We start from the raw sequence: 22,023 nt of genomic DNA, 5'->3' as shown, positions 1-22,023 counted from the left end.
ATTACCTTCGCGCATCCTTCAGACGCTCGATCCATGGCGCGATCTGCGTCTCGATCACGGTCTGGTCGGCGACGACACGGATTTCGAAACCGTCGGCCGCCTGATATTCGATGCCGGTCCGCTGCGCGGTGTCGAGCTGCGCCTTGACCAGATCGAGCAGATCGCTCGGCCCCGTGATCTTGAACACTGGCACGGGCGACTGGCAGGTCAGCGCCGATATCTGCTCGACCAGCGCCGCGACCGCCTTGTCGCGGACCGCATCGACGAGGAACGGTTGCAGGATGCGGGCGACCGAGCTTGCGACATTGGTTTCAAGCTCGCGGCACGCGGTGGTAAAGCCGTTCACGATCGCAACGGCCTGCTGATCGGACCATTTGGCCCGCTCTTCGCCGAGCCTGATCGCGCCGCGCACGCGCTCTTCCGCGACCTTGGCATCGCCTTCCGCAACGCCCGCGGCGTAGCCGCGCCGATAGGCATCATCAAGCAGATTGACCGGCGGCGTTTCCGCCTTTGAAGGAGCAGGCTGAGACTGCGGTTGAGGTTGAAGCTGAGGCAGCGGGTCGCGCTTGATCTCCTTCGGTTTCGCCACGGGCTCCGGTAACTTCGGTCTCTCGGCTGGCTTCGCCCGGCCGTTGGCGTCGAACTGGGTGAGCAGCTTTCCAATTGCCGCGTTCATGCCGCCTCCTCCCGACGCATCCACTCTTTGAGAATCGCAGCCGCCTGCGCCTGGTCGAGCCGCACGATCTGTTCAAGCCGCTTCTGCGGCGTTCGCTGCATCTTGCCTTCGAGGTCTTCGACAAGGTTGAGCTCCGCCTCCTCGTTCTCAGGCAGCGCCAGGGCTGCGGCCTCGAGCTGCGCGGCCGCCTCCGCGACCTCGACCTGCTCCTGCTGCGCGCGATGAGTGAGGATGCCGTTGACCGCCGGACGAAGACCGAACCAGACCAGCATCGCAGCGACAGCCAGGATCGTGACCGCGTTGATGAAGCTCCCCATCTGACGATTCAGCATCTCGACGAAGCCGATCGGTGGCACCGGCGCAAGCTCGCGCGAGCCCTCGACGAAGTCCACGGCCGTCACCTGGATCTGGTCGCCGCGCTGCTTGTCCAGTCCGCCGGCGGTGGCCGCGAGCTGACTGATCTCGGCGATCTTGCTGTCGACGATCGCCTGGTTGGTCTTGTCGCCGAGATCGGCGACCAGCCGCGCGCGGTTGATCAGGACCGCGATGAAGAGCTTCTTCACGGAGTAGCCGTCGCTGACCGTCGTCGTCGTCTTGGACGACACCTCGAAGTTGGTGACATCCTCGCGGCGATTCTTCTCCTCGTTCGAATTCTTGGTGCCGCCGGCGTTGACCTGCTGGTCCGGGAGATTCTGCTGTACCGTGGTCGGCGTCGAGCGATCGGCGTTCTGCGAGGTCTCCTTCTCGCGGACGTTTCGGACCGATCGCTCGGCACGCGCTTCCGGATCATAGACGGTCTCGTTGATCTGCCGCTTGTCGGTCGAGAGCTGCGGCGCGACGCTGACCTCGAAATTGTCGAGGCCCAGATACGGCGTCAACGCCTTGCGGATGTTCTCCTGCACCATGCCGCCGACCATCTTCTGGAGGCTCGCCATCTTGGTCGGCGCAGCGCTGGCGTCGTCCTCTTCGGCCAGCAGCATCGAGCCGTCCGCATCCAGCACCGTCACCTTGTCGCGCGTCATGCCGGGAATGGCGGCGGCGACGAGATGGCGGATCGACTGCGCGGTGCGCGCTTCGATCGCGCCGTCGGTACGCAGCACGACGGATGCGGACGGAGGCTGCTGCGTGGCGCGGAACGAGCCGCGCACCGGAAGGACGATGTGGACGCGCGCCGCCTTCACGCCCTTCATGAGCTGAACGGTGCGCGCGATCTCGCCCTCGAGCGCGCGGAGTTTGGTGACCTCCTGCATGAACGAGGTCAGCCCCAGCGAGCCGATCTTGTCGAACAGCTCGTAGCCGGAATTCGCGCTGGTCGGAAGCCCCTTCTCTGCCAGCAGCATGCGCGCCTGCATTGTCTGGCTCGGGCGCACCGAGATGGCGTCACCGGCTGCATTGACGTCGAAGGCGATGTTCTGCTCACGCAGCGCGGCGCCGATCCGCGTCACGTCCTCGCGCGTCAAGCCGGTGTAGAGCGCCTCGAACTCCGGCCGGCTCAGATAGTAGGCGCCGCCGACGACGGTGACGAGCACGGCAAAGCCGATCAACCCCAATGCCATGAGGCGTCGCGGGCCAAGCTCCAGCAGATTGTTGAGCAGCTGCTGCACCTGCGCGCGACTGAGCATATGACCTCGTACCAATGCGAACACAAAGGACACTCCGCTGCCAACCTTGCCTGAAGGTTGCGCGAGGACACCAATGTGTCGGTTCGCAGGCGAGACGTTGCAATTTTACAAGAGTCTTGCGTGACGCAATCAGTCGGGGAGCAACAAGCGGGCGCCCAGACGCATGGCAGCGCGATCCGCTGCAGCGTGTTGGATGTAGTCTGGCGTCGGAAGGTCGATCGCGGCACATCCCGTGCCGTCACATCCGCCGTTCACGGCGGGAACCGTGCCCCCCAAGGGAGCACGGTCGTTTTGGAGGCCGCCGTTTAGCCGCGGAACAGCGACAGGATGCTCTGGCTGTTCTGGTTGGCGATCGAGAGCGCCTGAACGCCGAGCTGCTGCTGTGTCTGCAGAGCCTGGAGGCGGGTCGATTCCGCGTTCATGTCGGCGTCGACGAGCTGGCCGACACCGCGGTCCACGGAGTCCATCAGCGACTTCACGAAGTCTGTGTTGGTCGCGATGCGGTTCTTGACGGCACCGAGATTGGCGGCCGCCGAGGCCACCGAGTTGATGCCGGCGGTAACCTGCGCGATGTAGCCATCGAGCGTGGTCTGGTCGGCCGCCGAGTCGGTCAGCGCAGAGATATTGATCGTGTCGATCGACGCACCGCCGCTCACCGTGTCCAGGATGCCGTTCGTGGTCGCGGTGTAGAGCGAGTAGTTGGCGGTCGTCACGGTGATGGAACCGATGGTGGGCGTGCCGCCGACGCGCGAGTACGACGACACCAGGTTGAAGGTCGCCGGCGTGGTGGCGGTCGTGCTCAGCCAATTCACGCCGTTGAAGGTCGCCGAATTGGCCTTGAGCTTCATATCCTGCTGGATCTGAGTGATATCCGCCTGGATCTTGGTGCGGTCGATACCGGCCGTCTTGGCTTCGACCAGTAGCGCCTGGAGCTTGGTCAGGCCGGAGTCCTTGTCACCGATAACCGAGGTCAGGGCGGTATATTCGGTGTCAACGGTCGCGGCCGACAGACCGAGCGAGTCGGAGACGGCGGAGAGCGCGGCGTTGTCGGAACGCATCGAGGTCGCGATCGACCAGTAGGCGGCATTGTCCGAAGCCGTCGAGACGCGCTGGCCGGTCGAGATCCGGTTTTCGGTCGTCTGCAGGCTGGAGCTGACGTTCCGGAGGGTCTGCAGCGCGGTCATTGCTGCGGAGTTGGTGAGAAGACTTGAACCCATTTTTTGATGTCCCTTTGAAGACTGGATTGAGCTTGGGGGGACATACCGGGCTTGCACCGGTACGACAGGGCGGCGTCATGCCTTTGGGCTGCTGAAAAGCGGATTAAGACCCAATCTGTCGTAACGGCGAGGATAGCGGGCGAAGCTTGTGCGAGGCTTGTGGCTCTGTACCCCGGTTGCAACAGGGCGGCCTAATTTGCATCGAGCGCGCGGGGCGTCACGCCAAACGAAAGGGCCGCGCTTTGCGAGAAGCGCGGCCCTCCCCAGATGGTTTAAGGCTTTAGCGGAACAGCGACAGGATGCTCTGGCTGCTGTTGTTGGCGATCGAGAGTGCCTGCACGCCGAGCTGCTGCTGGACCTGGAGAGCCGCCAGGCGGGTGGACTCCTGGTTCATGTCGGCGTCAACGAGCTGGCCGACACCGCGGTCCACGGAGTCCATCAGCGACTTCACGAAATCCGTGTTGGTCGCGATGCGGTTCTTGACGGCACCGAGATTGGCGGCCGCCGAGGCCACCGAGTTGATGCCAGCTGTAACCTGCGCGATGTAGCCATCGAGCGTGGTCTGGTCGGCCGCCGAGTCGGTCAGCGCAGAGATATTGATCGTGTCGATCGACGCACCGCCGCTCACCGTGTCCAGGATGCCGTTCGTGGTCGCGGTGTAGAGCGAGTAATTGGCGGTCGTCACGGTGATGGAACCGATGGTGGGCGTGCCAGCGACGCGCGAGTACGACGACACCAGGCTGAAGGTCGCCGGCGTGGTCGCGGTCGTGCTCAGCCAGTTCACACCGTTGAAGGTCGCCGCACTGGCGGTAGCCTTCATCTGCTGCTGGATCTGGGTGACGTCTGCCTGGATCTTGGTACGGTCGATACCGGCCGTCTTGGCTTCGACCAGCAGCGACTGGAGCTTGGTCAGGCCAGAGTTGCTGTCGCCGATAACCGAGGTCAAAGCAGTGTATTCGGTGTCGACGGTCGCGGCCGACAGACCGAGCGAGTCGGAGACGGCGGAGAGCGCGGCGTTGTCGGAACGCATCGAGGTCGCGATCGACCAATAGGCGGCATTGTCCGAAGCCGTCGAGACGCGCTGGCCGGTGGAGATGCGGGTCTGCGTGGTGGAGAGTTGCGAGCTGACAGACCGCAGGGTCTGGAGCGCGGTCATGGCGGACGAGTTCGTGAGCAGGCTTGACATTGCGAATGTCCCTTTATGTACGCGTTACATTTTCACTTGGGGACATACCGGGCTTTCACCGGTACGGAGGGGCGGCATCATGCCTTTGGACTGATGTGGGTGGGGTCCAACCCGCCGTGACGCATTGCTAGCACGCCGAATGTTGCCTCCGGATTAAGATCGGCTTGAATTTATCAGCAAAATCATATGGTTAAGATTACCAGCCGCTAACCATAAGCCGGTACTTCCCGCTAACCATAAATAACCGGTTGGCCGGCGATCGCGGCTGTCACGAGAACGACCGCACCAGTCCCGAGGCGAGCAGATTCCAGCCGTCGATCAGCACGAAGAACAGCATCTTGAACGGCAGCGCGATCACCGTGGGCGGCATCATCATCATGCCCATCGACATGGTCAGCGTCGCAACGATCATGTCGATGACGAGAAACGGCAGCATGATGAGGAAGCCGATCTCGAAGGAGCGGCGAAGCTCGGAGATCATGAAGGCCGGAATGATGACGCGCAGGTCGATGCGCTTGTCGTCGAACTTCTTGCGAAAGCTTTCCGCAGCGAGCGCCTCGAAGGTCTGCAGATCCTTGTCGCGGACATGGGCCAGCATGAACTCGCGGAACGGATCGGTGATCTTCAGATAGGCTTCTTCCTCCGAGATCTCGTTCTTCATCAGCGGCTGGACGCCGGTCTCCCAGGCGCGATCGAAAGTGGGCGCCATCACGTAGAAGGTCATGAACAGCGCGAGGCTTATCAGGACGAGGTTCGCCGGCGTCGTCTGAAGGCCGAGACCGGAGCGCAGGAACGACAGCGCCACCGCAAATCGCGTGAAGCTCGTCACCATGATGAGCAGACCGGGCGCCACCGAAAGCACGGTGATCAGCGCCATGAGCTGGATGATCCGGCCGCTGGTCGAGCCGTTCCCCGGAGGCAGCAGGGAGTTGAGGTCCGGGATCTGGGCTGACGCGGCCTCGGGCAGCAGGATCAGCAGCAATGCAAGCAGCAGGACTCTCGTTCTCACTGGATCACCAACGTCTCGATAATCAATTCGCGGACCTTGCCCGAGGAGCGGACATTGGCCCGCTCGGACAGGTCATCCCGCAGATGCTGAAGGCCCCGCGCGCCCTCGAACTGGGCGGCCGTCGCCGACCTGAGATAGGCGACGATGTCCTCGCTGATGTGAGCGGCCAGAATGCCCGCCTCCTCGTCATTCATGCTGTCCGTGACCATGGAGGCTTCGATGCGAGCCCAGTTGTTTGCGGGCGCCGCAAGATTGGTGACGACCGGCGACAACTTTCGTAATCGCGCCGTGCCGGTGTAGGTCGACGCAACCGGCGGCGGGGTGACATTCTTCCTGGCATCGACGACGCGCTCGGCCGTCACCAGCAGGTGGTAGCCCGTGATGGCGCCGGCACCGGCCGCAATCAGCGTGAGGATCACTATGGCCGCGATCAGGCGCATGGCGTCCCGTGGCTCCGCGATCCGCCGCGCTTGCCCTGCAAATCAGAATGGCGCCACGGTGTCATAGATCCGATGCCCCCATCCCGGCTGCTGCACGTCAGACAGATTTCCCCGGCCGCCATAGGACACGCGCGCCTCGGCGATCTTCTCATAAGAGATCGTATTGCCGCGCGAGATGTCCCGCGGACGCACGATGCCCCCGACGTTGAGCACGCGCATCTCCGTGTTGACCTTGAATTCCTGCGAGCCACTGATCATCACATTGCCGTTCGGCAACACATCGGTGACGATGGCGGCGATCGAAAGCTTGATATCCTCGGCACGGTCAATCTGACCATTGCCTTTGATCTGGGTGTTGGTGGAAAGATTGGCGTTGGTCTGTCCGGTATCGCTCCATCCTGCGACATTCATCAGCCAGTCGAGGCCGAACTTGATCTGCGAATCGCGCGAACGGTCGGTCTTGTTGTCGAGCTTCGCCTTGTCCTGCATCGATATGATCACGGTTACGACGTCGCCGATGCGCCGGGCGCGCGGGTCGCGGTAGAGATCGGTGCCGTCGTCCCAGGTCGAGCGGTAGCTTACGGGCGTACGGACCCGCGGCGTCACCGGGATTGGATCGGCCTGCGACCTCAGCCCGCTGCCGACGGGCGACACCTGCGGGCCGGTCAAGACCTCGGCGGGGTCATGGGAGCATCCGGCCAGAAGCACGGGCGACAGCACCAGCGACAGGATGAGCATCGGCTTCTTCATTACTTGGTCTTTCCGTCGTCCACGCGACGCATTCCGCCGAGCAGATCGGCGAGATGCGCCGCGCGTGCCGTGTCCATCTCATTGAAGATCGCGCTCGAGCTCCTGGGGCTCAGCTTCGCGAGCACAGCCGCGGCAGTCTCGTCCGCCATGCCGGCGATCTGGCTTGCGGCAGAATCCGGCTTCATGCGCGAATAGATCTCGACCACGCTCGCCTCGGCCTTCTTCAGGAACTCATCGCGAAGCGCCATCCATTTCTCGTATTCGACCCGTTTGGCCTCGACCTCTGCGATCCGCTCGCGCAGCAGAGTCTCGGCCTTCTCCAGCTCCTTCAATTGCCAGGCCAGCCGCGCGTCGACGGCGGGATCGGCGACGCTGCTACAGAACTGTGCGACGTCGTTCTCGGGCACCGCCGCAACCGGCGGTGCGGGCTTCGGCGGCACCAAGCCAGTCTTGGCCGGACGCGCAACCGGCGGCGTCTCGGGAGCCGGTACCGCGCCGGTGGTCACGGGCGCGGTATCCTCCGCAGCCCAGGCCGTTGCCCTCACGGAATTGGTGTCATTGGGAACGGGCGCGACCGACGCATGGGGCTTCTGCGGACCCGCCGTGCGCGATCGCGCAAAGGAAAGCAGATTGAGCGGCTTTGACGGCTTCGGCTCGTCCAGCGCCGCAGCCGGCGATGCGCTCGCCAGCACGGACACTGCGATCAGGCAGAAGAGGTGCGTTTTGTATTCCAGCTTCAGCATCGGGCCGCGCGCGAATCTCGGTCGAGACCACAGACATGCGCGATCAGGCTTGCATGGCGCTTGCGCGTCATTGGACGATCACATCGGCCTGGAGCGCGCCAGCCGTCTTGATCGCCTGGAGGATCGCGATGATCCCGGACGGCTTCAGGCCGATCTGGTTGAGACCGTGCACAAGGCGCTGCAAATCGACACCGCTGAGGATCGCAACCTGGGCCCCAGCCTCGTTGGCTTCGACCATGGTCTGCGGAACGACGACGGTCTTGCCTTGCGAGAACGGCGCGGGCTGTGACACGACGGGAAGCTCCGTCACGCGGACCGTCAGATTGCCGTGCGTCACCGCAACGGTCGATATCCGCACGTCGCGCCCGATCACGACCGTGCCGGTGCGCTCGTTGATGACCACTCGCGCGGGCGTATCCGGCTCGACCGTCAACTCACCGATCTCGGCGAGAAAGCGTACCGGACCGATATAGCTTGGCTTGGACAGCACGATGGTCCGGTAGTCACGCTCGAAAGCGATCCGCGTCCGGTAGTGGCCGCCGCCGTAACGGTTGATGGCATCGAGGATTCGAGTCGCGGTGACGAAATCCGGGTTCTTCAGCTCGAGCACGAGGAACTCCATCTCGTGAAGACTCCCCTGCACCTCCCGCTCGACCAGCGCGCCGTTGGGAATGCGACCAGCGGTCGGCGTACCCTGGCTGACGTTCTGCGCCTGACCGCCGACGCTGTAGCCGGCAACGGTGACGGCGCCCTGCGCCACGGCGTAGACCGCGCCGTCGGCCGCTCGCAGCGACGTCATCACGAGCGTGCCGCCGAGCAGCGAGGTGGCGTCGCCAAGCGAGGACACCGTCACATCCATGCGCTCGCCCGGCGAGATCGACGGCGGCAGGTCCGCGGTCACCATGACAGCCGCGACGTTGCGGGTGCGCAGCGTGGTCGGCCGCGCCGTGTTGTTCGTGCTCGTGGTGTCGTTCCTGACATTGATGCCCATGTTCTCGAGCATCGACTGGAGCGACTGTTCAGTGAACGGCGCATTGCGCAGCGTGTCGCCGGTGCCGTTGAGACCGATGACGAGGCCATAGCCGACAATCTGGTTTTCGCGCAGGCCCTTGATATCGGCGATGTCCTTGATGCGGACGGCGGCCTGGGCGCTAGCCGCGGAAACGATGAGGATGAACGCAAGCAGCAACCTGATCATGATCCATCCATGACCTTAACGGTGCCGTCCGGCTGGACGATGCCCCTGATGATCACGCCGGTATCGGTGTTGCGCACCGGAATGAGCGCGCCGGCCGCGCCCGATTGCAAGGCCGACCCGTAGGTGACGATCGAGAGGCCACTGTCTTCGACCACGACCTTGACCATGGCCCCGCGCGCGACGGTCCAGGGATCCTCGACCGCATTGGTCGGTATCGGCTGGCCCGGCAGCAGCGTCCGCCGCGCCATGCGTCCGACCACGACCTGACGTCCTTCGATGAACATGGCGACGCCGAGGAGGTTGGCCGCGAAGGCGCGCTCCGTGATCATGTCCTCGCGGATCAGTTCGCCCACGCGGATCGACACGGCCGGCACCGGAAGCCGCCGATCCTCGGCCGCAGCCAGGGATGCGGAAGCGAGCACCAGCAGCGCGGCGGCCAACCCGCGCATGATCAGGCCGAGCCTGCTCGACATGGATTACACCGGAACTAGCGGCCGAGGCCCTTCGACACGGTCTGGGCCATCTCATCCGAGGCCGTGATGACCTTGGCATTCATCTCATAGGCGCGCTGCGCAGAGATCAGCTCGGTGATTTCCTTGACGGGATCGACGTTCGAAGCCTCGAGATATTGCTGGTTGATCTTGCCGTAGCCGGAATCGCCCGGCAGCCCGACTACCGGCGTGCCCGACGCCGTGGTCTCACGATAGAGATTGCTGCCAAGCGGCTCGAGGCCGGCTTCGTTGGCGAAGTTCGCGAGGTTGAGCTGGCCGATCTGGCGCGGATTCACCTCTGTGTCCAGCTTGGCAAATACCTGTCCGGTCTGGTTGACCGTGACCTGGACCGTTCCTTGCGGCACCGTGATTGCAGGATCCAGCAAATAGCCGTCCATTGTGACGAGCTGGCCGTTGGCATTGGTATTGAACGAGCCTGCGCGGGTATATTGCACCTCGTTGTTCGGGCCCAACACCTGAAACCAGCCACGGCCGTTGATCGCCAAGTCATAGGGATTGCCCGTTTGCGTCAGCGCACCCTGGATGTGCAGCTTGCGGATGGCGGCCGACTTGACACCAAGCCCGAGATTGGCGCCCTCGGGAATCGGCGATGAACCGGTCGCGTTTGGAACGCCCTGCATGCGATCCATCTGGTAGAAGAGGTCGGTAAATTCCGCACGCGCCCGCTTGAACGACGTCGTGTTGATGTTGGCGATGTTGTTCGCGATGACCTCGATGTTGGTCTGCTGCGCGTTCATTCCGGTGGCCGCGATGGCGAGCGATTTCACAGCTTGATTCCTTCAGATCAGATCGACATGCGAACGACTTCTTGGTAGGCCTGCACGACCTTGTCGCGAACCGCGACCGCCGTTTGCAGCGCCTGCTCGGCCGACATCAATGCTTCCACGACGCGCCGCGTCGATTCCTTGCCCTGCATTGCCGAGATCGACGCAGCCTCGCCGGCCTTGAGCGTCCCGATCGCATCCGTCGTGACCTGCTTGAGGACGGAGTCGAAGCCGACCTCCCCACCCGACTGAACGGCACCTGCAGCAGGCGCGGTTACTTGCGCCTCAATCGAGCGGGCCACCGCCTGGCCCGCGGAGATCGCGGTGGACGCAATTGCCTCTAACATTCGTCAGCTCCTTAGGAGATCGATGGTCATGCCGACCATCGAGCGCACCTGTTTCACAACCTGAAGATTGGCCTCATAGGATCGATTGACCTCGCGCATGTCGGCCATCTCGATCATCATGTTGACGTTGGGCAGCTTGACGTAGCCGGCCTTGTCGGCAGCCGGATGGCCCGGCTCGTATTCGACCCGGTATGGACTGGTATCGAGACCGACCTCCTTGACCTTGACGAGCTGTCCGCCCGCGGCGCGGTCCATCTCGGCATCGAAGGTCACGGTCTTGCGCTGATACGGATCGGCACCGGCGGTGCGTCCCGTCGAATTCGCATTCGCAAGATTTTCCGAGACGATGCGCATCCGCGTCGACTGCGCCTCGAGACCGGAGCTCGCCACCGCGAGCGAAGCCTGCAGGGAATCCACCATGTCAGCTCACCTCAGGCTTTCACGCCGGACAGCAGCATGCGGTGGAACGACCGCACGATCGCGGCATTCATCGAGTAATCGCGGTTGACCTCGCCGCCCTTGAGCATCTCCTGCTCCAGGCTGACGGAGTTGCCGGAGTGCACGACATCCCAGCTGTCCTTCTTGGCGTTTGTTCGCGTATCGGTTTCGGCCGTGCTCAATTGCATGTGCGACGGCGATGTCGTCGCGAGTCTCACCGGCGTGGCATCGAGGACCTTGTTGAACGGCTCGACGTCGCGCGCCTTGAAGCCGGGCGTGTTGACGTTGGCGACGTTCGCTGCGATCGTCGACTGGCGCAGCTCCAGCCACCGGGCTTGCGAGGAAGCAAGTTCGAACAGATAAAGCGGTCCCACGGCAGCTCCCGATCTCGTCTATGCAGACGAACATAGGAAGTTAAGCTTTTCTCAAGCTTTCGTCGCAAGGCGCGTCATTGAACCTTTTCGCTTCGCGGCGCCTTCTGCGATTGCAGGAAATAGATGATCTCGGCGACCGGCCGGAAGAATTCCGGCGGGATAAGCTGATCGACCTGCACCGCCTCGTAGAGCGCGCGCGCCAAGGCCTTGTTCTCGATCACCGGAATCCTGTTCTCTTCGGCCACCGCGCGGATCTTGAGTGCGATCGCGTCCATGCCCTTGGCGAGGACCATCGGCGCCGGATTCTCGTCACGCTGATAGCGCAGCGCCACCGCGAAGTGCGTCGGATTCGCGATCACCAGCGAAGCGCGCGATGCAGCCGCGATCATCCGCTGGCGCGAGCGGTCGCGCGCCAGCGACCGCAGCCGCGCCTTGATCAGCGGATCGCCTTCGGCCTGCTTGTGCTCGTCCTTGAGCTCCTGCCTCGTCATGCGCAGCTCCCGCCGCCAGTGGAAGCGCGCCCAGGCGAGGTCGATCGCCACCAGCACGATGGTCGCGATGCAGATCGCCGAGACGATGCGCATGGCGATCGTCAAGATCATCTCCGGCAATGCTACTGGATCGGTGTACATCGCCTCGAACGCCCTCGCCTCGGATGATCGCAGCACGAAGCCGACGACGAGGCTCACCGAAACGAGCTTGAAGACGGCTTTCGCGAACTCCACGAGCCCTTGCGTTCCGAATATCCGGCTCCAGCCCTGCACGGGCGATATCCGCGAGAAATCTGGCTGGATGCGCGCGAGCACCAGCCGCGGCACGTTCTGGAGCAGCGAGGCCGCGAGCCCAAACACTGCGAGAACGAGGACCGGCGGAAGCAGGAAGCGCAGCGCCTCCAACCCAACGACCGCCAGCAGGTCCTTTGCGTCCGCGGCCGTCCGCAGGCGAAAGCCGTCGGGATCGTCGAGCAAAGCTTTCAGGGTCGGAACGAGCTGCTGCACGCCCTGCCCGATCAGGAACGCCTGGATCACCATCAGCGCCGCCATCGAGGCGAAGATGGTGGCCTCCCGAGACACCGGGATCCTGCCCTGCTCGAGGGCGTCGCGGATCTTCTTCTCGGTCGGCTCTTCTGTTTTGCTCTCCTGATCGGATGTCTCTGCCATGCTGTTCAGCGGTCAGCGAAAGACCAGCTCATCCTCCTGGTCGGGGTTGAGCTCGATCTCGCCGCGCTCCGCCAGATCGAGCGCGAGGTCGGTGATGACGCGCCGCGCCTCCAGCACGTCGCGCTGGTTCGAGGGCTCGCCGATCGCCAACTCGTGCTCGACGACGCGCCTGACGCGCGAGGCGACGGAGGAAAGGATCAGTTCGCGGAAATTCTTGTCCGTGCCCTTCAGAGCGACGACGATGCGGTCCGTCGGCACCTGATCGAAGATCATGGTGCGCGCCTTCGGCGTGAGGTTGACCACGTCGTCGAACGTGAACAGCAGTTCCTTGAGCACCTCAGCCGACTTCGGACGCTTCTCCGACAGGCTCTTCAGCATGTCCTCGATATGGCCACGCTCCATCTTGTTGATGATGTCGGCAACCCGAGCGTAAGTGTCGGCGCCGAGGTTCCGGGCAAAGTTCAGCGTCAGGTCCTCATGCAGCGTCTTCTCGACGATGCGGATCGCATCATCGACGATCGGCTTCAGGCTCAGCACCCGCCGCATCAGCTCGTTCCGCAGGCTCGAGGGAAGCTGGCTCATGACCTTGGCGGCGCAGGCGGGCTTGACCTTGGAGAGGATCACCGCCGCGGTCTGCGGGTGCTCCTTGGACAGGTAGCTCGCCAGCGAGTTCTCCGAGACCGACGACACGCGATCCCAGACTGACCTGGAGGAATTGCCGAGCAGATCCGACATGATCTGGGAGACCTGCTCGGCCGGCAGGACGTCGCCGAGCACGGCCTCCAGGCCACCGAGCGTGCCGAGAATATTGGCGCCCATCGAGAACTGCTGAGCGAATTCCTCGACGATTCCTTCCAGCTCCTGCGCCGTGATCGGCCGTAACTCGGCCGCGGCCTTGGTGACGACGCGGATTTCCTGCGGCTCGAACTGCTGCAGGACGCTCGCGGCCGCTTGCCGGCCCATCGCGAGCAGGAGTGCTGCGACCTTCTCCGTCCCTCCCAGCGTGGCAACGCCGCGCGGCTTGACGGAGGTTGCGATGCCCATCGGCTCAGCCACGATCAGGCTTCACCGTGACCGCCGAGCGGCCCGACGATCTCCGTAAGCGACACGCCAAAACGGGAATTATCCTCCTCGACGACCACGACCTCACCGCGCGCGACGATCCGGCCGTTGACCACGACGTCGACGGGTTCGCCGACCCTGTGATCGAGCGGGACCACCGCGCCGCGGCCGAGCTTCATGAGATTCGCCACCGGCATGGTTGCGGCTCCCAGCACCACCTGCACGGTGACGGGAATGCGCAGGATCGCATCGACATTGGCGAACTTGGTCGACTCGTCCGCCGTCCGCGCCGCGATCTCCGCCAGCCTCTCCAACGGAGAGGTATCCATTTGTGCCTCGCCGGACGCTGCCGCCCTGGTGGCAGATGACTCATAATCGAAAGTTTGCGCCATTTGGTCTTGCCTCTTGAAAACGTTCCTCCCGGAGATCTGCTCCGGAACGATCCCCTACCTGCGCGCCGACGTCAGATGACGACCCCGGCGTCCGCAAGCCGCAGCCTTACGGCTCCCCCGCATCGCTGCCGCCCTTACCCCCCGGGACAGCCTGCGACCGCCGCGCGTCCAGCGCCGTGATCGCCTCGTGAGCCTGATCGATTTTCGCGCTGAGCACGTTGGCCAGCCGACCGAGATTGGCGGTCGAGTCATGAGCCGCCTTGATCACGGTATCGAAGGCTCCGGCCGTCTCCTGCACGATCGTGGAGAACTCGCCCTGGTAGCTGCGCAGCCGCGCCAGCTCACGATGCATCCGGGTCACCCGCATGCTGGTGAAGGCGAGCGCTATCAGCAGAACCGCATCAACGAGATAGGATATCATCGACAAACTCCCGCTTCTGATCGACGGGATCCGCTACCTGCATGGCGTAGTAGCCATCGAGCTGGCCGATCTGACACCAGAACAGCACCTGATTGTTGTTCTCAAGCCTGGCGAGCGTGCGCGGCGTGGCGTTGAGCTCGATGACCTGCCCGACCTGAAACTGCGCAACCTCGCCGAGCGAGAGCACGCACTCATCCAGCACGGCGTTCAAGGTTACCTCGGTGCGCTGGACCTCGCTCTCCATTTGCCCGCGCCAATTCGGATCGGCCGCCCGCCCGTCCGAGACGACGACATGGGCGAGCTTCTGCCTGAGCGGATTGAGCGCCGAATGCGGGATGATCAGGAACATCTGCCCGCCGCGATAGAGTGCCTGGAGCATGATGTTGGCACAAACCGACATATTGCCGCTGCGCCCGATCGCGAGCGAGGCCATCGCGGTCTCGACCCGCTCGAGCTTGAAGGTGACATCCGACGTCGCGGCGAAAGCAAATTGCAGCGCCTTGGCGAAGCGCTCGAACAGCACCTGCACCACGCGCAGCTCGATGTTCGAGAAGGCTCGCTCGACATCGATTGGCGGCTCCGCACCGTCGGAGCCGAACAGCGCCTCGACCATCGTGAACACGAAATCGCGGTCGAGCATGACGAGGACCCGGGCGTCCCATTGCTCGGCATAGAGGACTGCGGCAACCGCGTTGCCCTCGTAATCCTTGACGATGTCGCCGACGCGGCCGTTGCTGATGTCGTTGACCGAAAAGTAGCAGGGCGTTCCCGCCATCGGCTGGAGACTGTCCGTGCAGGATGCCGCCATGCGATCGAAGATCACATTGAGCATCGGCATGCGGTCGATGGATATGCCCGCCGCATCGAGCAAATAGTTCGGCAGCCGCTTCTGCTGGTCGACCTCGACCCCTTCCATCATCATGCTCTGGCAGCCTTCGGTTCGGCGTCGGTCACGACGGCTTTCGGCCCGGCGATCGTCTCGTTCTCGACCACGTCGATCGACGGACGTTCGGTACTGGCAATCATCTTGCGGCCGTGCTCGACCGCGATCTGCGGCATGGCGCCGTTCATGAAGGCGAGCAGCGTCTGTTTGACGATGATGTAGGGCCGGCAGCGCTTCTCGCGGGTCATCTTTATCTTCAGGGCGAACGGCGAGATGATACCGTAGGAGAGGAAAATGCCGGCAAACGTGCCGACCAGCGCCGCGCCGATGAAACCACCGAGCAGCTTCGGAGACTGGTCGAGCGCGCCCATGGCCTTGATGACGCCCAGCACGGCGGCAACGATGCCAAGCGCCGGCAACGCCTCCGAGACCACGACGAGGGCGTTATAGGGCGTGAGCTTGCTCTTCACGATGGTATGGATCTCCTCGTCCATCAGCGCCTCGATCTCGTGCGTGCGGGCATTGCCCATGATGATCAGCCGCACGTAGTCGCAGATGAACTGCAAGAGTGCGGTATCCGCAAGCACGCTCGGGAACGCCTTGAAGATCTCGGAGGATGCGGGATCGTCGATATGCGCCTCGACCTCGTTGCGGCCCTTGCCCCGCAGCTCGCGCATCAGGGCATGAAGGGCGCCCAGGAGATCGAGATAATAGCGTTCACCCGGCACTGCGCCGGTCACCGCCTGCACGCAGGCCAGGCCGGTGTCCACGACCGTTTTCCACGGATTGGCCACGATGAAGGTGCCGGCCGCGGTGCCCATGATGATGACGAATTCCCACGGCTGCATGAGCACGGCCAGATGCCCGCCCATGGCGGCAAATCCGCCGAGCAAGGCGGCCACCGTGATGAATATCCCCACGAAACTGCCCAACGCGCCGCTCCATCGCCGATCCCGTCTGCCATGTCTATGCGGCGACGCTTGCGCGAAGCTGGCTTCTGCTTCGTCAGCCCCGCGCAAGCCATTCGCGGCAGCTTGGCACCATGTCGCAATCGCGACCAAAGGGGCGCGTGTATGCTATCCACGATCGCGGACTACACGAGATTGACCAAGGACATGGGCAAATCGCTGACGCAGGTCGCGAAGCAGCCGGATGTCAGCCGCGAGACCGACTATTTTCTTGCCAATATCGGCAACGTGAAGACCATCGACGATTTCCTGAAGGACTATCGGCTCTATTCCTACGCTATGAAAGCCTATGGTCTCAGCGACATGACTTATGCCAAGGCGTTCATGCGGAAAGTGCTGACCGAGGGTATCGCGACGACGAAGACCTTCGCCAACAAGCTCTCCGACACCCGCTACCGTGAGTTCGCCTCGGCCTTCAATTTTGCCGCGCTCGGCAGCAACGCGACCGCGCAGGCCACGACCGGCACGGCCACTCAGTACGTCACACAGACGATGGAGCAGAACGCGGGCGATCAGAACGAGGGCCTGCGGCTTGCACTCTATTTCACGCGCAAGGCTTCCTCGATCACGAATGCCTACCAGATCCTCGCGGACAAGGCGCTGACGCAGGTGGTCCAGACCGCAATGGGCTGGTCGGCGACGATCAGCTCGTCCGACATCGATGCGCAGGCCAAGATGATCACGGACAAGATTGATCTCACCGACTTCCAGGATCCGACCAAGGTCACCAAATTCGTGCAGCGCTTCGCGGCGATGTGGGATGCGACCCAGGCCCAGAGCGACACCTCGACCAACCCCGCTCTGGTCCTGATCGGCGGCGCGTCGTCAACGTCGGTCAGCATGGACACCGACATGCTCACCAAGCTTCAGTCAATCAAGCTCAACAGGTAAGTCATGCAATCGGCTCTTTATGTGGGATTATCGGCCCAGGTGGCGCTGGAAAAACGTCTCCAGACGATCGCCAATAACGTCGCCAACGTCAACACGGCGGCGTTCCGCACCGACGTGGTGAAATTCGAGACGGTGCTGTCGAAGGCGGGTGCCAACCCCGTCGCCTTCTCCTCGCCCGGCGACAACATCATCTCGCGCGAGGCCGGCAATATCACCGAAAGCGGCAACCCGCTCGACGTGGCCGTGGTCGGACAGGGCTGGATCGCCTTCGCGGGCCCGAACGGCACGGTCTATACGCGCGACGGCCGGCTCCAGATCGCGCCGAATGGCGATCTTCAGACCGTGAGCGGCTTCCCCGTCATCGATAGCGGCGGCGCGCAGCTCACACTCGACCCGAACGGCGGACCAGTCTCGATCTCGCGCAGCGGCGCGATCACCCAGGACAACAACGAGATCGGCACCATCGGCCTATTCGACATTCCTGCCGACGCCAATCTCGACCGCTACGGAAATTCAGGCGTCGTCCCCGATCGGCCTGCGACCGCGATCTCCGATTTCGGCCGGGACGGCTTCAAGCAGGGCTATGTCGAGGGCTCCGGCGCCAATCCGATGCTCGAGCTGACGCGGCTGATGTCGGCCTCGCGCGCCTTCGACGGCACGAATTCGCTCATCGAGGGCACTGAAGGCTCACTTCAGAACGCGATCCGCACCCTGGGCGATCCTACCAAATAGCCTTCCTTCCGAGGACTTTCCTTGAACGCTCTCCGGCAAATCGAGTGGGCGCTGCAGGAGCTGCAGCAGAGCACTCCCATTGCAAGCACCAGCGGCGCCATTTCGGAGATCGCGCCGACGCATTTTCGCGTGTCCGGCCTATCGCGTTTCGTCAAGCTCGGCGAGCTCATCGGAGTGACGTCGGATGGCCGTCCCCAGATCGGGGAGGTGGTTCGCATCGACAGCGACGGCATCATCGCAAAGCCGTTCGACCGCCAATTCGCAGGCGGGCTCGGCTCGGTCGCATTTCGCATGCCTCCGCTGTCGCTCGCGCCCGATGCAAGCTGGAAAGGGCGCGTCATCAACGCACTCGGCGCACCGCTCGATGGCATGGGGGCACTCGTTCCGGGATCGCGCGCAGTCTCGGTCGAGGCAGAGGCGCCGTCGGCCATGAAGCGGGCCCGCGTCCAAAAGCCGCTGCGCACCGGCGTGCGCGTGATCGATCTGTTCGCGCCGATCTGCGCCGGCCAGCGGGTCGGCATCTTTGCAGGCTCGGGCGTCGGCAAGTCGACACTGCTCGCGATGCTCGCGCGCAGCACCGGATTTGACACCGTCGTCCTGGCCCTGGTGGGCGAGCGCGGCCGCGAGGTGCGCGAATTCGTCGAAGATGTGCTTGGCCACGGCCGCGACCGCGCCATCACGATCGTGTCGACCGGCGACGAAAGCCCGATGATGCGACGGCTGGCGCCGAAGACCGCGATGGCGATCGCCGAATATTTTCGCGACCGCGGTGAATCTGTCCTACTGATCGTCGATTCGATGACCAGATTTGCCCACGCCTCCCGCGAAGTCGCGCTCGCCGCCGGCGAGCCCGCGGTCGCGCGCGGCTACGCGCCGAGCGTCTTCACCGACCTGCCGCGCCTGCTCGAACGGGCCGGGCCCGGTGAGGAAGGCACCGGCACGATCACCGGGATCTTCTCAGTGCTGGTCGACGGCGATGATCACAACGAGCCGATCGCCGACACCATTCGCAGCACGCTCGACGGACACATCGTGCTGAGCCGGCACATTGCGGACCAGGCGCGCTACCCGGCGGTGGACATTCTGGCCTCCGTGTCGCGCCTTGCCCATTGCGTCTGGGATCCCGAGGAGCGTGAGCTCGTCAGCAAGCTGCGATCCATGATCGCCAAATATGAAGACACGCGCGACCTTCGCCTGATGGGCGGATACCAACCAGGACGTGATTCGGGGCTCGACCATGCTCTCGACATGGTGCCGAAGATCTATAGCGCGATGCGCCAGGATGTTGCGGCCCCGGCCAGCGCGGATGCATTTCGCGAGCTGAGAGACGTGCTAAAGGCCGGTTAGCGCCGCCGCGCGGCGAATGGGCCCTCGCGTTAAACGCATGACTCGATGGCCACTCGCGATCGTCGAAGCGGAGCTTTACCCGACGACGACCAGAATTGCCGTGCAATGCGAGCATACCTCGTTGCACACAATCGGCATGCCGCTGCACCGTTCCGAGGCCTTGGCTCACGCCTCCGGCAGACACGACGCATGGTGAAGCCGTCACTCCTGCGCGCGAATGTTGCATATCGCCTCCCGAATTCCGGCAAGCGACGTCGCAGGCCATTGGCGAAGGCGCATGTCGCCGCTCTCTTGCATAAGCTCTCATCACGATGCCTCGCCTACGACCAGCATCGTTCGCTTCACAAAACTGTCGCATCCATTGCGATCGTCGTCTGGCGCATGAGACGACTCACGTCTCATGAATTCCCAGCCACGCGCCGGTCAAGTTGCACACTGTGGAGAACTCGCGCGCCGGAGCCACACTCGGCGATACACGAAGGTATCCAAGAACGTCTCTACTTGCTTTTCATGATGAGGTCGGTCATCGTTTTTGCGCTGGATAAGAAACGTGGGCTGACTGAGTTTGGAATGCAGGGGCTTTGGTTGAGCAAATTCGACCCATCGTCCGATGGTGATGGCAACAGCGACTTCCGTTCGAAACTGCCACATCAAACACGCCATCGACGGCGCGTTCCGCGGCGACCCGCATCGCGGCGGTCGGGGTAGGTCATGCCGGTGTCACGCGAGGCAGTCGAACTGCTGATTCAGGCGGCGAGAGCCTGGTATTTCGAAGGCGACCGGCACGGGTTGCGCGATCGGGAATGGATGGCCCTGCGTTTTCTCGGGCGCGCCAACAGGTTCTCGCGGACACCGTCCGCGCTGGCGGGATTCATCGGCGCAACCAGAGCCACGGCTTCGCAGATCGTGAAGACGCTCGAGACCAAGTCCTACATCGTCCGCAAGCCTTCGCACGAGGACAAGCGCTCGGTGGTGCTCTGCGTCACCGCGCAGGGCGAAAAGTGCCTCGCGCAGCACGACCCGATCAACCCCGTGCTGAACGCCGTGACCGCGCTCGACTCGGAGGAACGCATCCGGCTGCGCGATTCCCTGAGGGAGATTCTCAACCATCTCGACGCGGCACATCAACGACTCAACGCCAGCATCTGCCGCGACTGCATGTTTCTCGCCGAGCGCAGCGCACCCAAGGGGCGCGGAGGCACCGAGTACACCTGCCGGCTCTATCGTGCTCCGATTTCGCCCGACGAGATCGAGCTCCTGTGTGCGAGCTTCGAGCGCGCCAACGAGCGGTTGAGGATCGACGAGGCCCCTGACAGGATGCGCGTCGCGAGCGCGTGAGCCTTTGCGGTATTTGCGCCGGGCGGATTGACGACGCCATGGCAGGCGCGGCCCGGACGGCTTTGCGCCGCTGGTATTCTCCTCGCAGGATGCTAAGCTTCCTCTCCGACCTTGGGCGAGGTGCCGACGGCGCTGTGCGGCCTGCCACCGCAGGCGCACGGGCACCGGGATCAGGGGCCTGATCCGACGCCATGCAGCGTTAGCGCTTCGTTCACGGCGCGGTCGACCACGCCTGGGAGAAAGTATTGCGTATGGCTTGCGGCAATGAAGTTTCGATGACGGGGTGCGCTGCTCGCCACCCCCCGTCGTGCTTTCGGATCGATCGCGTCACGGACGCAGCACCCGGACACCGCCGGAAAGTCGACGCCACGTCCTCCTCTCGCAAGCCCGGTTGATAATGATCCCGGCTCGGTGCTCATCAGCAGACGGGAGGACAGCATGGAAGGCGCCATGACCGCAACCACGCCGGCCTTGGTGCGCTTTTCCGGCATCCAGAAGACCTACGACGGCGAGCACCTCGTGGTGAAGAACCTCGACCTCGACATCAGGAAGGGCGAGTTCATCACCCTGCTCGGCCCGTCCGGCTCCGGCAAGACGACCACGCTGATGATGCTGGCGGGCTTCGAGGTCCCGACCCATGGCGAGATCTACCTCGCCGACCGGCCGATCAAGAACATGCCGCCGCACAAGCGCGACATCGGAATGGTGTTCCAGAACTACGCGCTGTTTCCGCACCTGACGATTGAGGAGAATGTCGCCTTCCCGCTGTCCGTCCGCAAGGTCAACAAGGCCGAGGCGCAGGAGCGCGTGCGCGCGGCGCTGCGCATGATCGAGATGGAAGCCCTGGCGCAGCGGCGTCCCGGACAATTGTCCGGCGGCCAGCAGCAGCGCGTGGCGCTGGCCCGCGCGCTGGTCTTCAACCCACAGATCGTACTGATGGACGAGCCGCTCGGCGCCCTGGACAAGCGTCTGCGGGAGCAGATGCAGCTGGAGATCAAGCAACTGCACGAGACGATGGGCATCACCGTCGTCTACGTCACGCACGACCAGAGCGAGGCGCTCACAATGTCGGACCGCATCGCCGTATTCAACGACGGCATCGTGCAGCAGATCGACAGGCCGGACGCGCTCTACGAGCACCCCGTGAACAGCTTCGTCGCTCACTTCGTCGGCGAGAACAACGTGCTGGCCGGCACGGTCGAGACGATCGAGCAGGGATATTGCCGCGTCGCGCTGGCTTCCGGCGGCACCATAACGGCCCGCGCGGTCAACGTGACGAGCAGCGGCGCCGCGACTTCGCTGTCGGTGCGGCCGGAGCGGATATCCATTATAACGGACGGGGCGACGGCCGAGGGACCGAACCGTCTGCCGGCCACGGTACAGAGCACCATCTATCTCGGCGACCACACGCTGGCCGTGCTCGAGGCCGCCGGCAACGAGGAGTTCATGGTCAAGCTTCAGCCGGGCGAACATCACGGCTTGAGGCCGGGCGAAAAAGTGTCGGTCACGTTCCGCCCTGAAGACTGCCTGGCCCTCGATCCCGTGTAATCGAG

At 63.6% G+C, this 22,023-nt stretch carries 25 protein-coding genes; 5 read left to right on the top strand and 20 right to left on the bottom strand.

The window, feature by feature from the left end:
• Position 1 precedes the first annotated feature (1 nt).
• The 20 genes from ACV1FX_RS34050 to motA form a co-directional block, all read right to left on the bottom strand.
• Complete coding sequence (locus ACV1FX_RS34050; protein WP_473121916.1) at positions 2-676, bottom strand: hypothetical protein; 675 nt, start codon at positions 674-676, stop codon at positions 2-4.
• Positions 673-2,298, bottom strand: coding sequence for a flagellar basal-body MS-ring/collar protein FliF (gene fliF / locus ACV1FX_RS34045; protein ID WP_473121915.1), 1,626 nt, complete (start codon positions 2,296-2,298; stop codon positions 673-675). Before fliF ends, ACV1FX_RS34050 begins: the two co-directional genes overlap by 4 nt.
• Positions 2,299-2,603: 305 nt before the next feature.
• Complete coding sequence (locus tag ACV1FX_RS34040) at positions 2,604-3,515, bottom strand: flagellin N-terminal helical domain-containing protein (protein ID WP_473121914.1); 912 nt, start codon at positions 3,513-3,515, stop codon at positions 2,604-2,606.
• 280 nt (positions 3,516-3,795) lie between these two features.
• Positions 3,796-4,701 carry a flagellin N-terminal helical domain-containing protein gene (locus ACV1FX_RS34035; RefSeq protein ID WP_473121913.1) on the bottom strand — a complete coding sequence of 302 codons (906 nt, stop codon included), beginning with the start codon at positions 4,699-4,701 and terminating at the stop codon, positions 3,796-3,798.
• 268 nt (positions 4,702-4,969) lie between these two features.
• Positions 4,970-5,710 (bottom strand): flagellar type III secretion system pore protein FliP, encoded by a 741-nt coding sequence (fliP, locus tag ACV1FX_RS34030; protein WP_473121912.1) that lies wholly within the window; start codon positions 5,708-5,710, stop codon positions 4,970-4,972.
• Positions 5,707-6,150 carry a flagellar basal body-associated FliL family protein gene (locus tag ACV1FX_RS34025; RefSeq protein WP_473121911.1) on the bottom strand — a complete coding sequence of 148 codons (444 nt, stop codon included), beginning with the start codon at positions 6,148-6,150 and terminating at the stop codon, positions 5,707-5,709. The genes fliP and ACV1FX_RS34025 overlap by 4 nt, the downstream gene beginning before the upstream one ends.
• A gap of 42 nt (positions 6,151-6,192) precedes the next feature.
• Positions 6,193-6,888, bottom strand: a complete 696-nt coding sequence (gene flgH, locus ACV1FX_RS34020; protein WP_473121943.1) for a flagellar basal body L-ring protein FlgH — start codon at positions 6,886-6,888, stop codon at positions 6,193-6,195.
• An 11-nt stretch (positions 6,889-6,899) separates the two neighbouring features.
• Positions 6,900-7,643, bottom strand: coding sequence for a MotE family protein (locus tag ACV1FX_RS34015; RefSeq protein ID WP_473121910.1), 744 nt, complete (start codon positions 7,641-7,643; stop codon positions 6,900-6,902).
• Positions 7,644-7,710: 67 nt separating this feature from the next.
• On the bottom strand, positions 7,711-8,841 hold the full coding sequence (gene flgI / locus ACV1FX_RS34010; protein ID WP_473121909.1) for a flagellar basal body P-ring protein FlgI: 1,131 nt from the start codon (positions 8,839-8,841) through the stop codon (positions 7,711-7,713).
• Entirely contained in the window at positions 8,838-9,290 is a 453-nt protein-coding gene (flgA, locus tag ACV1FX_RS34005; RefSeq protein WP_473121942.1) for a flagellar basal body P-ring formation chaperone FlgA, read from the bottom strand. The genes flgI and flgA overlap by 4 nt, the downstream gene beginning before the upstream one ends.
• A 38-nt stretch (positions 9,291-9,328) precedes the next feature.
• Entirely contained in the window at positions 9,329-10,120 is a 792-nt protein-coding gene (gene flgG, locus ACV1FX_RS34000; RefSeq protein ID WP_027527195.1) for a flagellar basal-body rod protein FlgG, read from the bottom strand.
• Positions 10,121-10,137: 17 nt separating this feature from the next.
• Positions 10,138-10,464: a flagellar hook-basal body complex protein FliE gene (fliE, locus tag ACV1FX_RS33995; RefSeq protein ID WP_473121908.1), complete on the bottom strand. Its 327-nt coding sequence runs from the start codon at positions 10,462-10,464 to the stop codon at positions 10,138-10,140.
• Positions 10,465-10,467: 3 nt separating this feature from the next.
• Positions 10,468-10,884: a flagellar basal body rod protein FlgC gene (gene flgC, locus ACV1FX_RS33990; protein WP_284264063.1), complete on the bottom strand. Its 417-nt coding sequence runs from the start codon at positions 10,882-10,884 to the stop codon at positions 10,468-10,470.
• Between the two features lie 11 nt (positions 10,885-10,895).
• Entirely contained in the window at positions 10,896-11,276 is a 381-nt protein-coding gene (gene flgB / locus ACV1FX_RS33985; protein ID WP_473121907.1) for a flagellar basal body rod protein FlgB, read from the bottom strand.
• A 74-nt stretch (positions 11,277-11,350) separates the two neighbouring features.
• Positions 11,351-12,436 (bottom strand): flagellar biosynthesis protein FlhB, encoded by a 1,086-nt coding sequence (gene flhB / locus ACV1FX_RS33980; protein WP_473121906.1) that lies wholly within the window; start codon positions 12,434-12,436, stop codon positions 11,351-11,353.
• 12 nt (positions 12,437-12,448) lie between these two features.
• Entirely contained in the window at positions 12,449-13,492 is a 1,044-nt protein-coding gene (locus ACV1FX_RS33975; protein WP_473121905.1) for a flagellar motor switch protein FliG, read from the bottom strand.
• A 2-nt stretch (positions 13,493-13,494) separates the two neighbouring features.
• On the bottom strand, positions 13,495-13,890 hold the full coding sequence (fliN, locus tag ACV1FX_RS33970; protein ID WP_473121904.1) for a flagellar motor switch protein FliN: 396 nt from the start codon (positions 13,888-13,890) through the stop codon (positions 13,495-13,497).
• Between the two features lie 106 nt (positions 13,891-13,996).
• Positions 13,997-14,311: a hypothetical protein gene (locus ACV1FX_RS33965; RefSeq protein WP_473121903.1), complete on the bottom strand. Its 315-nt coding sequence runs from the start codon at positions 14,309-14,311 to the stop codon at positions 13,997-13,999.
• Positions 14,292-15,233 (bottom strand): flagellar motor switch protein FliM, encoded by a 942-nt coding sequence (locus ACV1FX_RS33960; RefSeq protein WP_473121902.1) that lies wholly within the window; start codon positions 15,231-15,233, stop codon positions 14,292-14,294. Before ACV1FX_RS33960 ends, ACV1FX_RS33965 begins: the two co-directional genes overlap by 20 nt.
• On the bottom strand, positions 15,230-16,126 hold the full coding sequence (gene motA, locus ACV1FX_RS33955) for a flagellar motor stator protein MotA (protein WP_473121901.1): 897 nt from the start codon (positions 16,124-16,126) through the stop codon (positions 15,230-15,232). The genes ACV1FX_RS33960 and motA overlap by 4 nt, the downstream gene beginning before the upstream one ends.
• 141 nt (positions 16,127-16,267) lie before the next feature.
• Here motA and ACV1FX_RS33950 point away from each other — a divergent pair, with 141 nt between their 5' ends.
• From ACV1FX_RS33950 to ACV1FX_RS33930, 5 genes are all read left to right on the top strand, one after another.
• The gene (locus ACV1FX_RS33950; protein WP_473121900.1) at positions 16,268-17,053 is read left to right on the top strand and encodes a DUF1217 domain-containing protein; all 786 of its coding nucleotides are present in this window, start codon (positions 16,268-16,270) and stop codon (positions 17,051-17,053) included.
• A 3-nt stretch (positions 17,054-17,056) separates the two neighbouring features.
• On the top strand, positions 17,057-17,785 hold the full coding sequence (gene flgF, locus ACV1FX_RS33945) for a flagellar basal-body rod protein FlgF (RefSeq protein ID WP_473121899.1): 729 nt from the start codon (positions 17,057-17,059) through the stop codon (positions 17,783-17,785).
• A gap of 21 nt (positions 17,786-17,806) precedes the next feature.
• Complete coding sequence (gene fliI, locus ACV1FX_RS33940; RefSeq protein ID WP_473121898.1) at positions 17,807-19,132, top strand: flagellar protein export ATPase FliI; 1,326 nt, start codon at positions 17,807-17,809, stop codon at positions 19,130-19,132.
• A gap of 711 nt (positions 19,133-19,843) precedes the next feature.
• Positions 19,844-20,470 carry a MarR family winged helix-turn-helix transcriptional regulator gene (locus ACV1FX_RS33935; protein ID WP_473121897.1) on the top strand — a complete coding sequence of 209 codons (627 nt, stop codon included), beginning with the start codon at positions 19,844-19,846 and terminating at the stop codon, positions 20,468-20,470.
• Positions 20,471-20,908: 438 nt separating this feature from the next.
• Complete coding sequence (locus ACV1FX_RS33930) at positions 20,909-22,018, top strand: ABC transporter ATP-binding protein (RefSeq protein WP_473121896.1); 1,110 nt, start codon at positions 20,909-20,911, stop codon at positions 22,016-22,018.
• Positions 22,019-22,023 lie beyond the last annotated feature (5 nt).

Source organism: Bradyrhizobium ingae, assembly GCF_055791185.1.
Note: the sequence above shows the minus strand (reverse complement) of the source record. Positions and strands in the feature narration are given on the sequence as shown.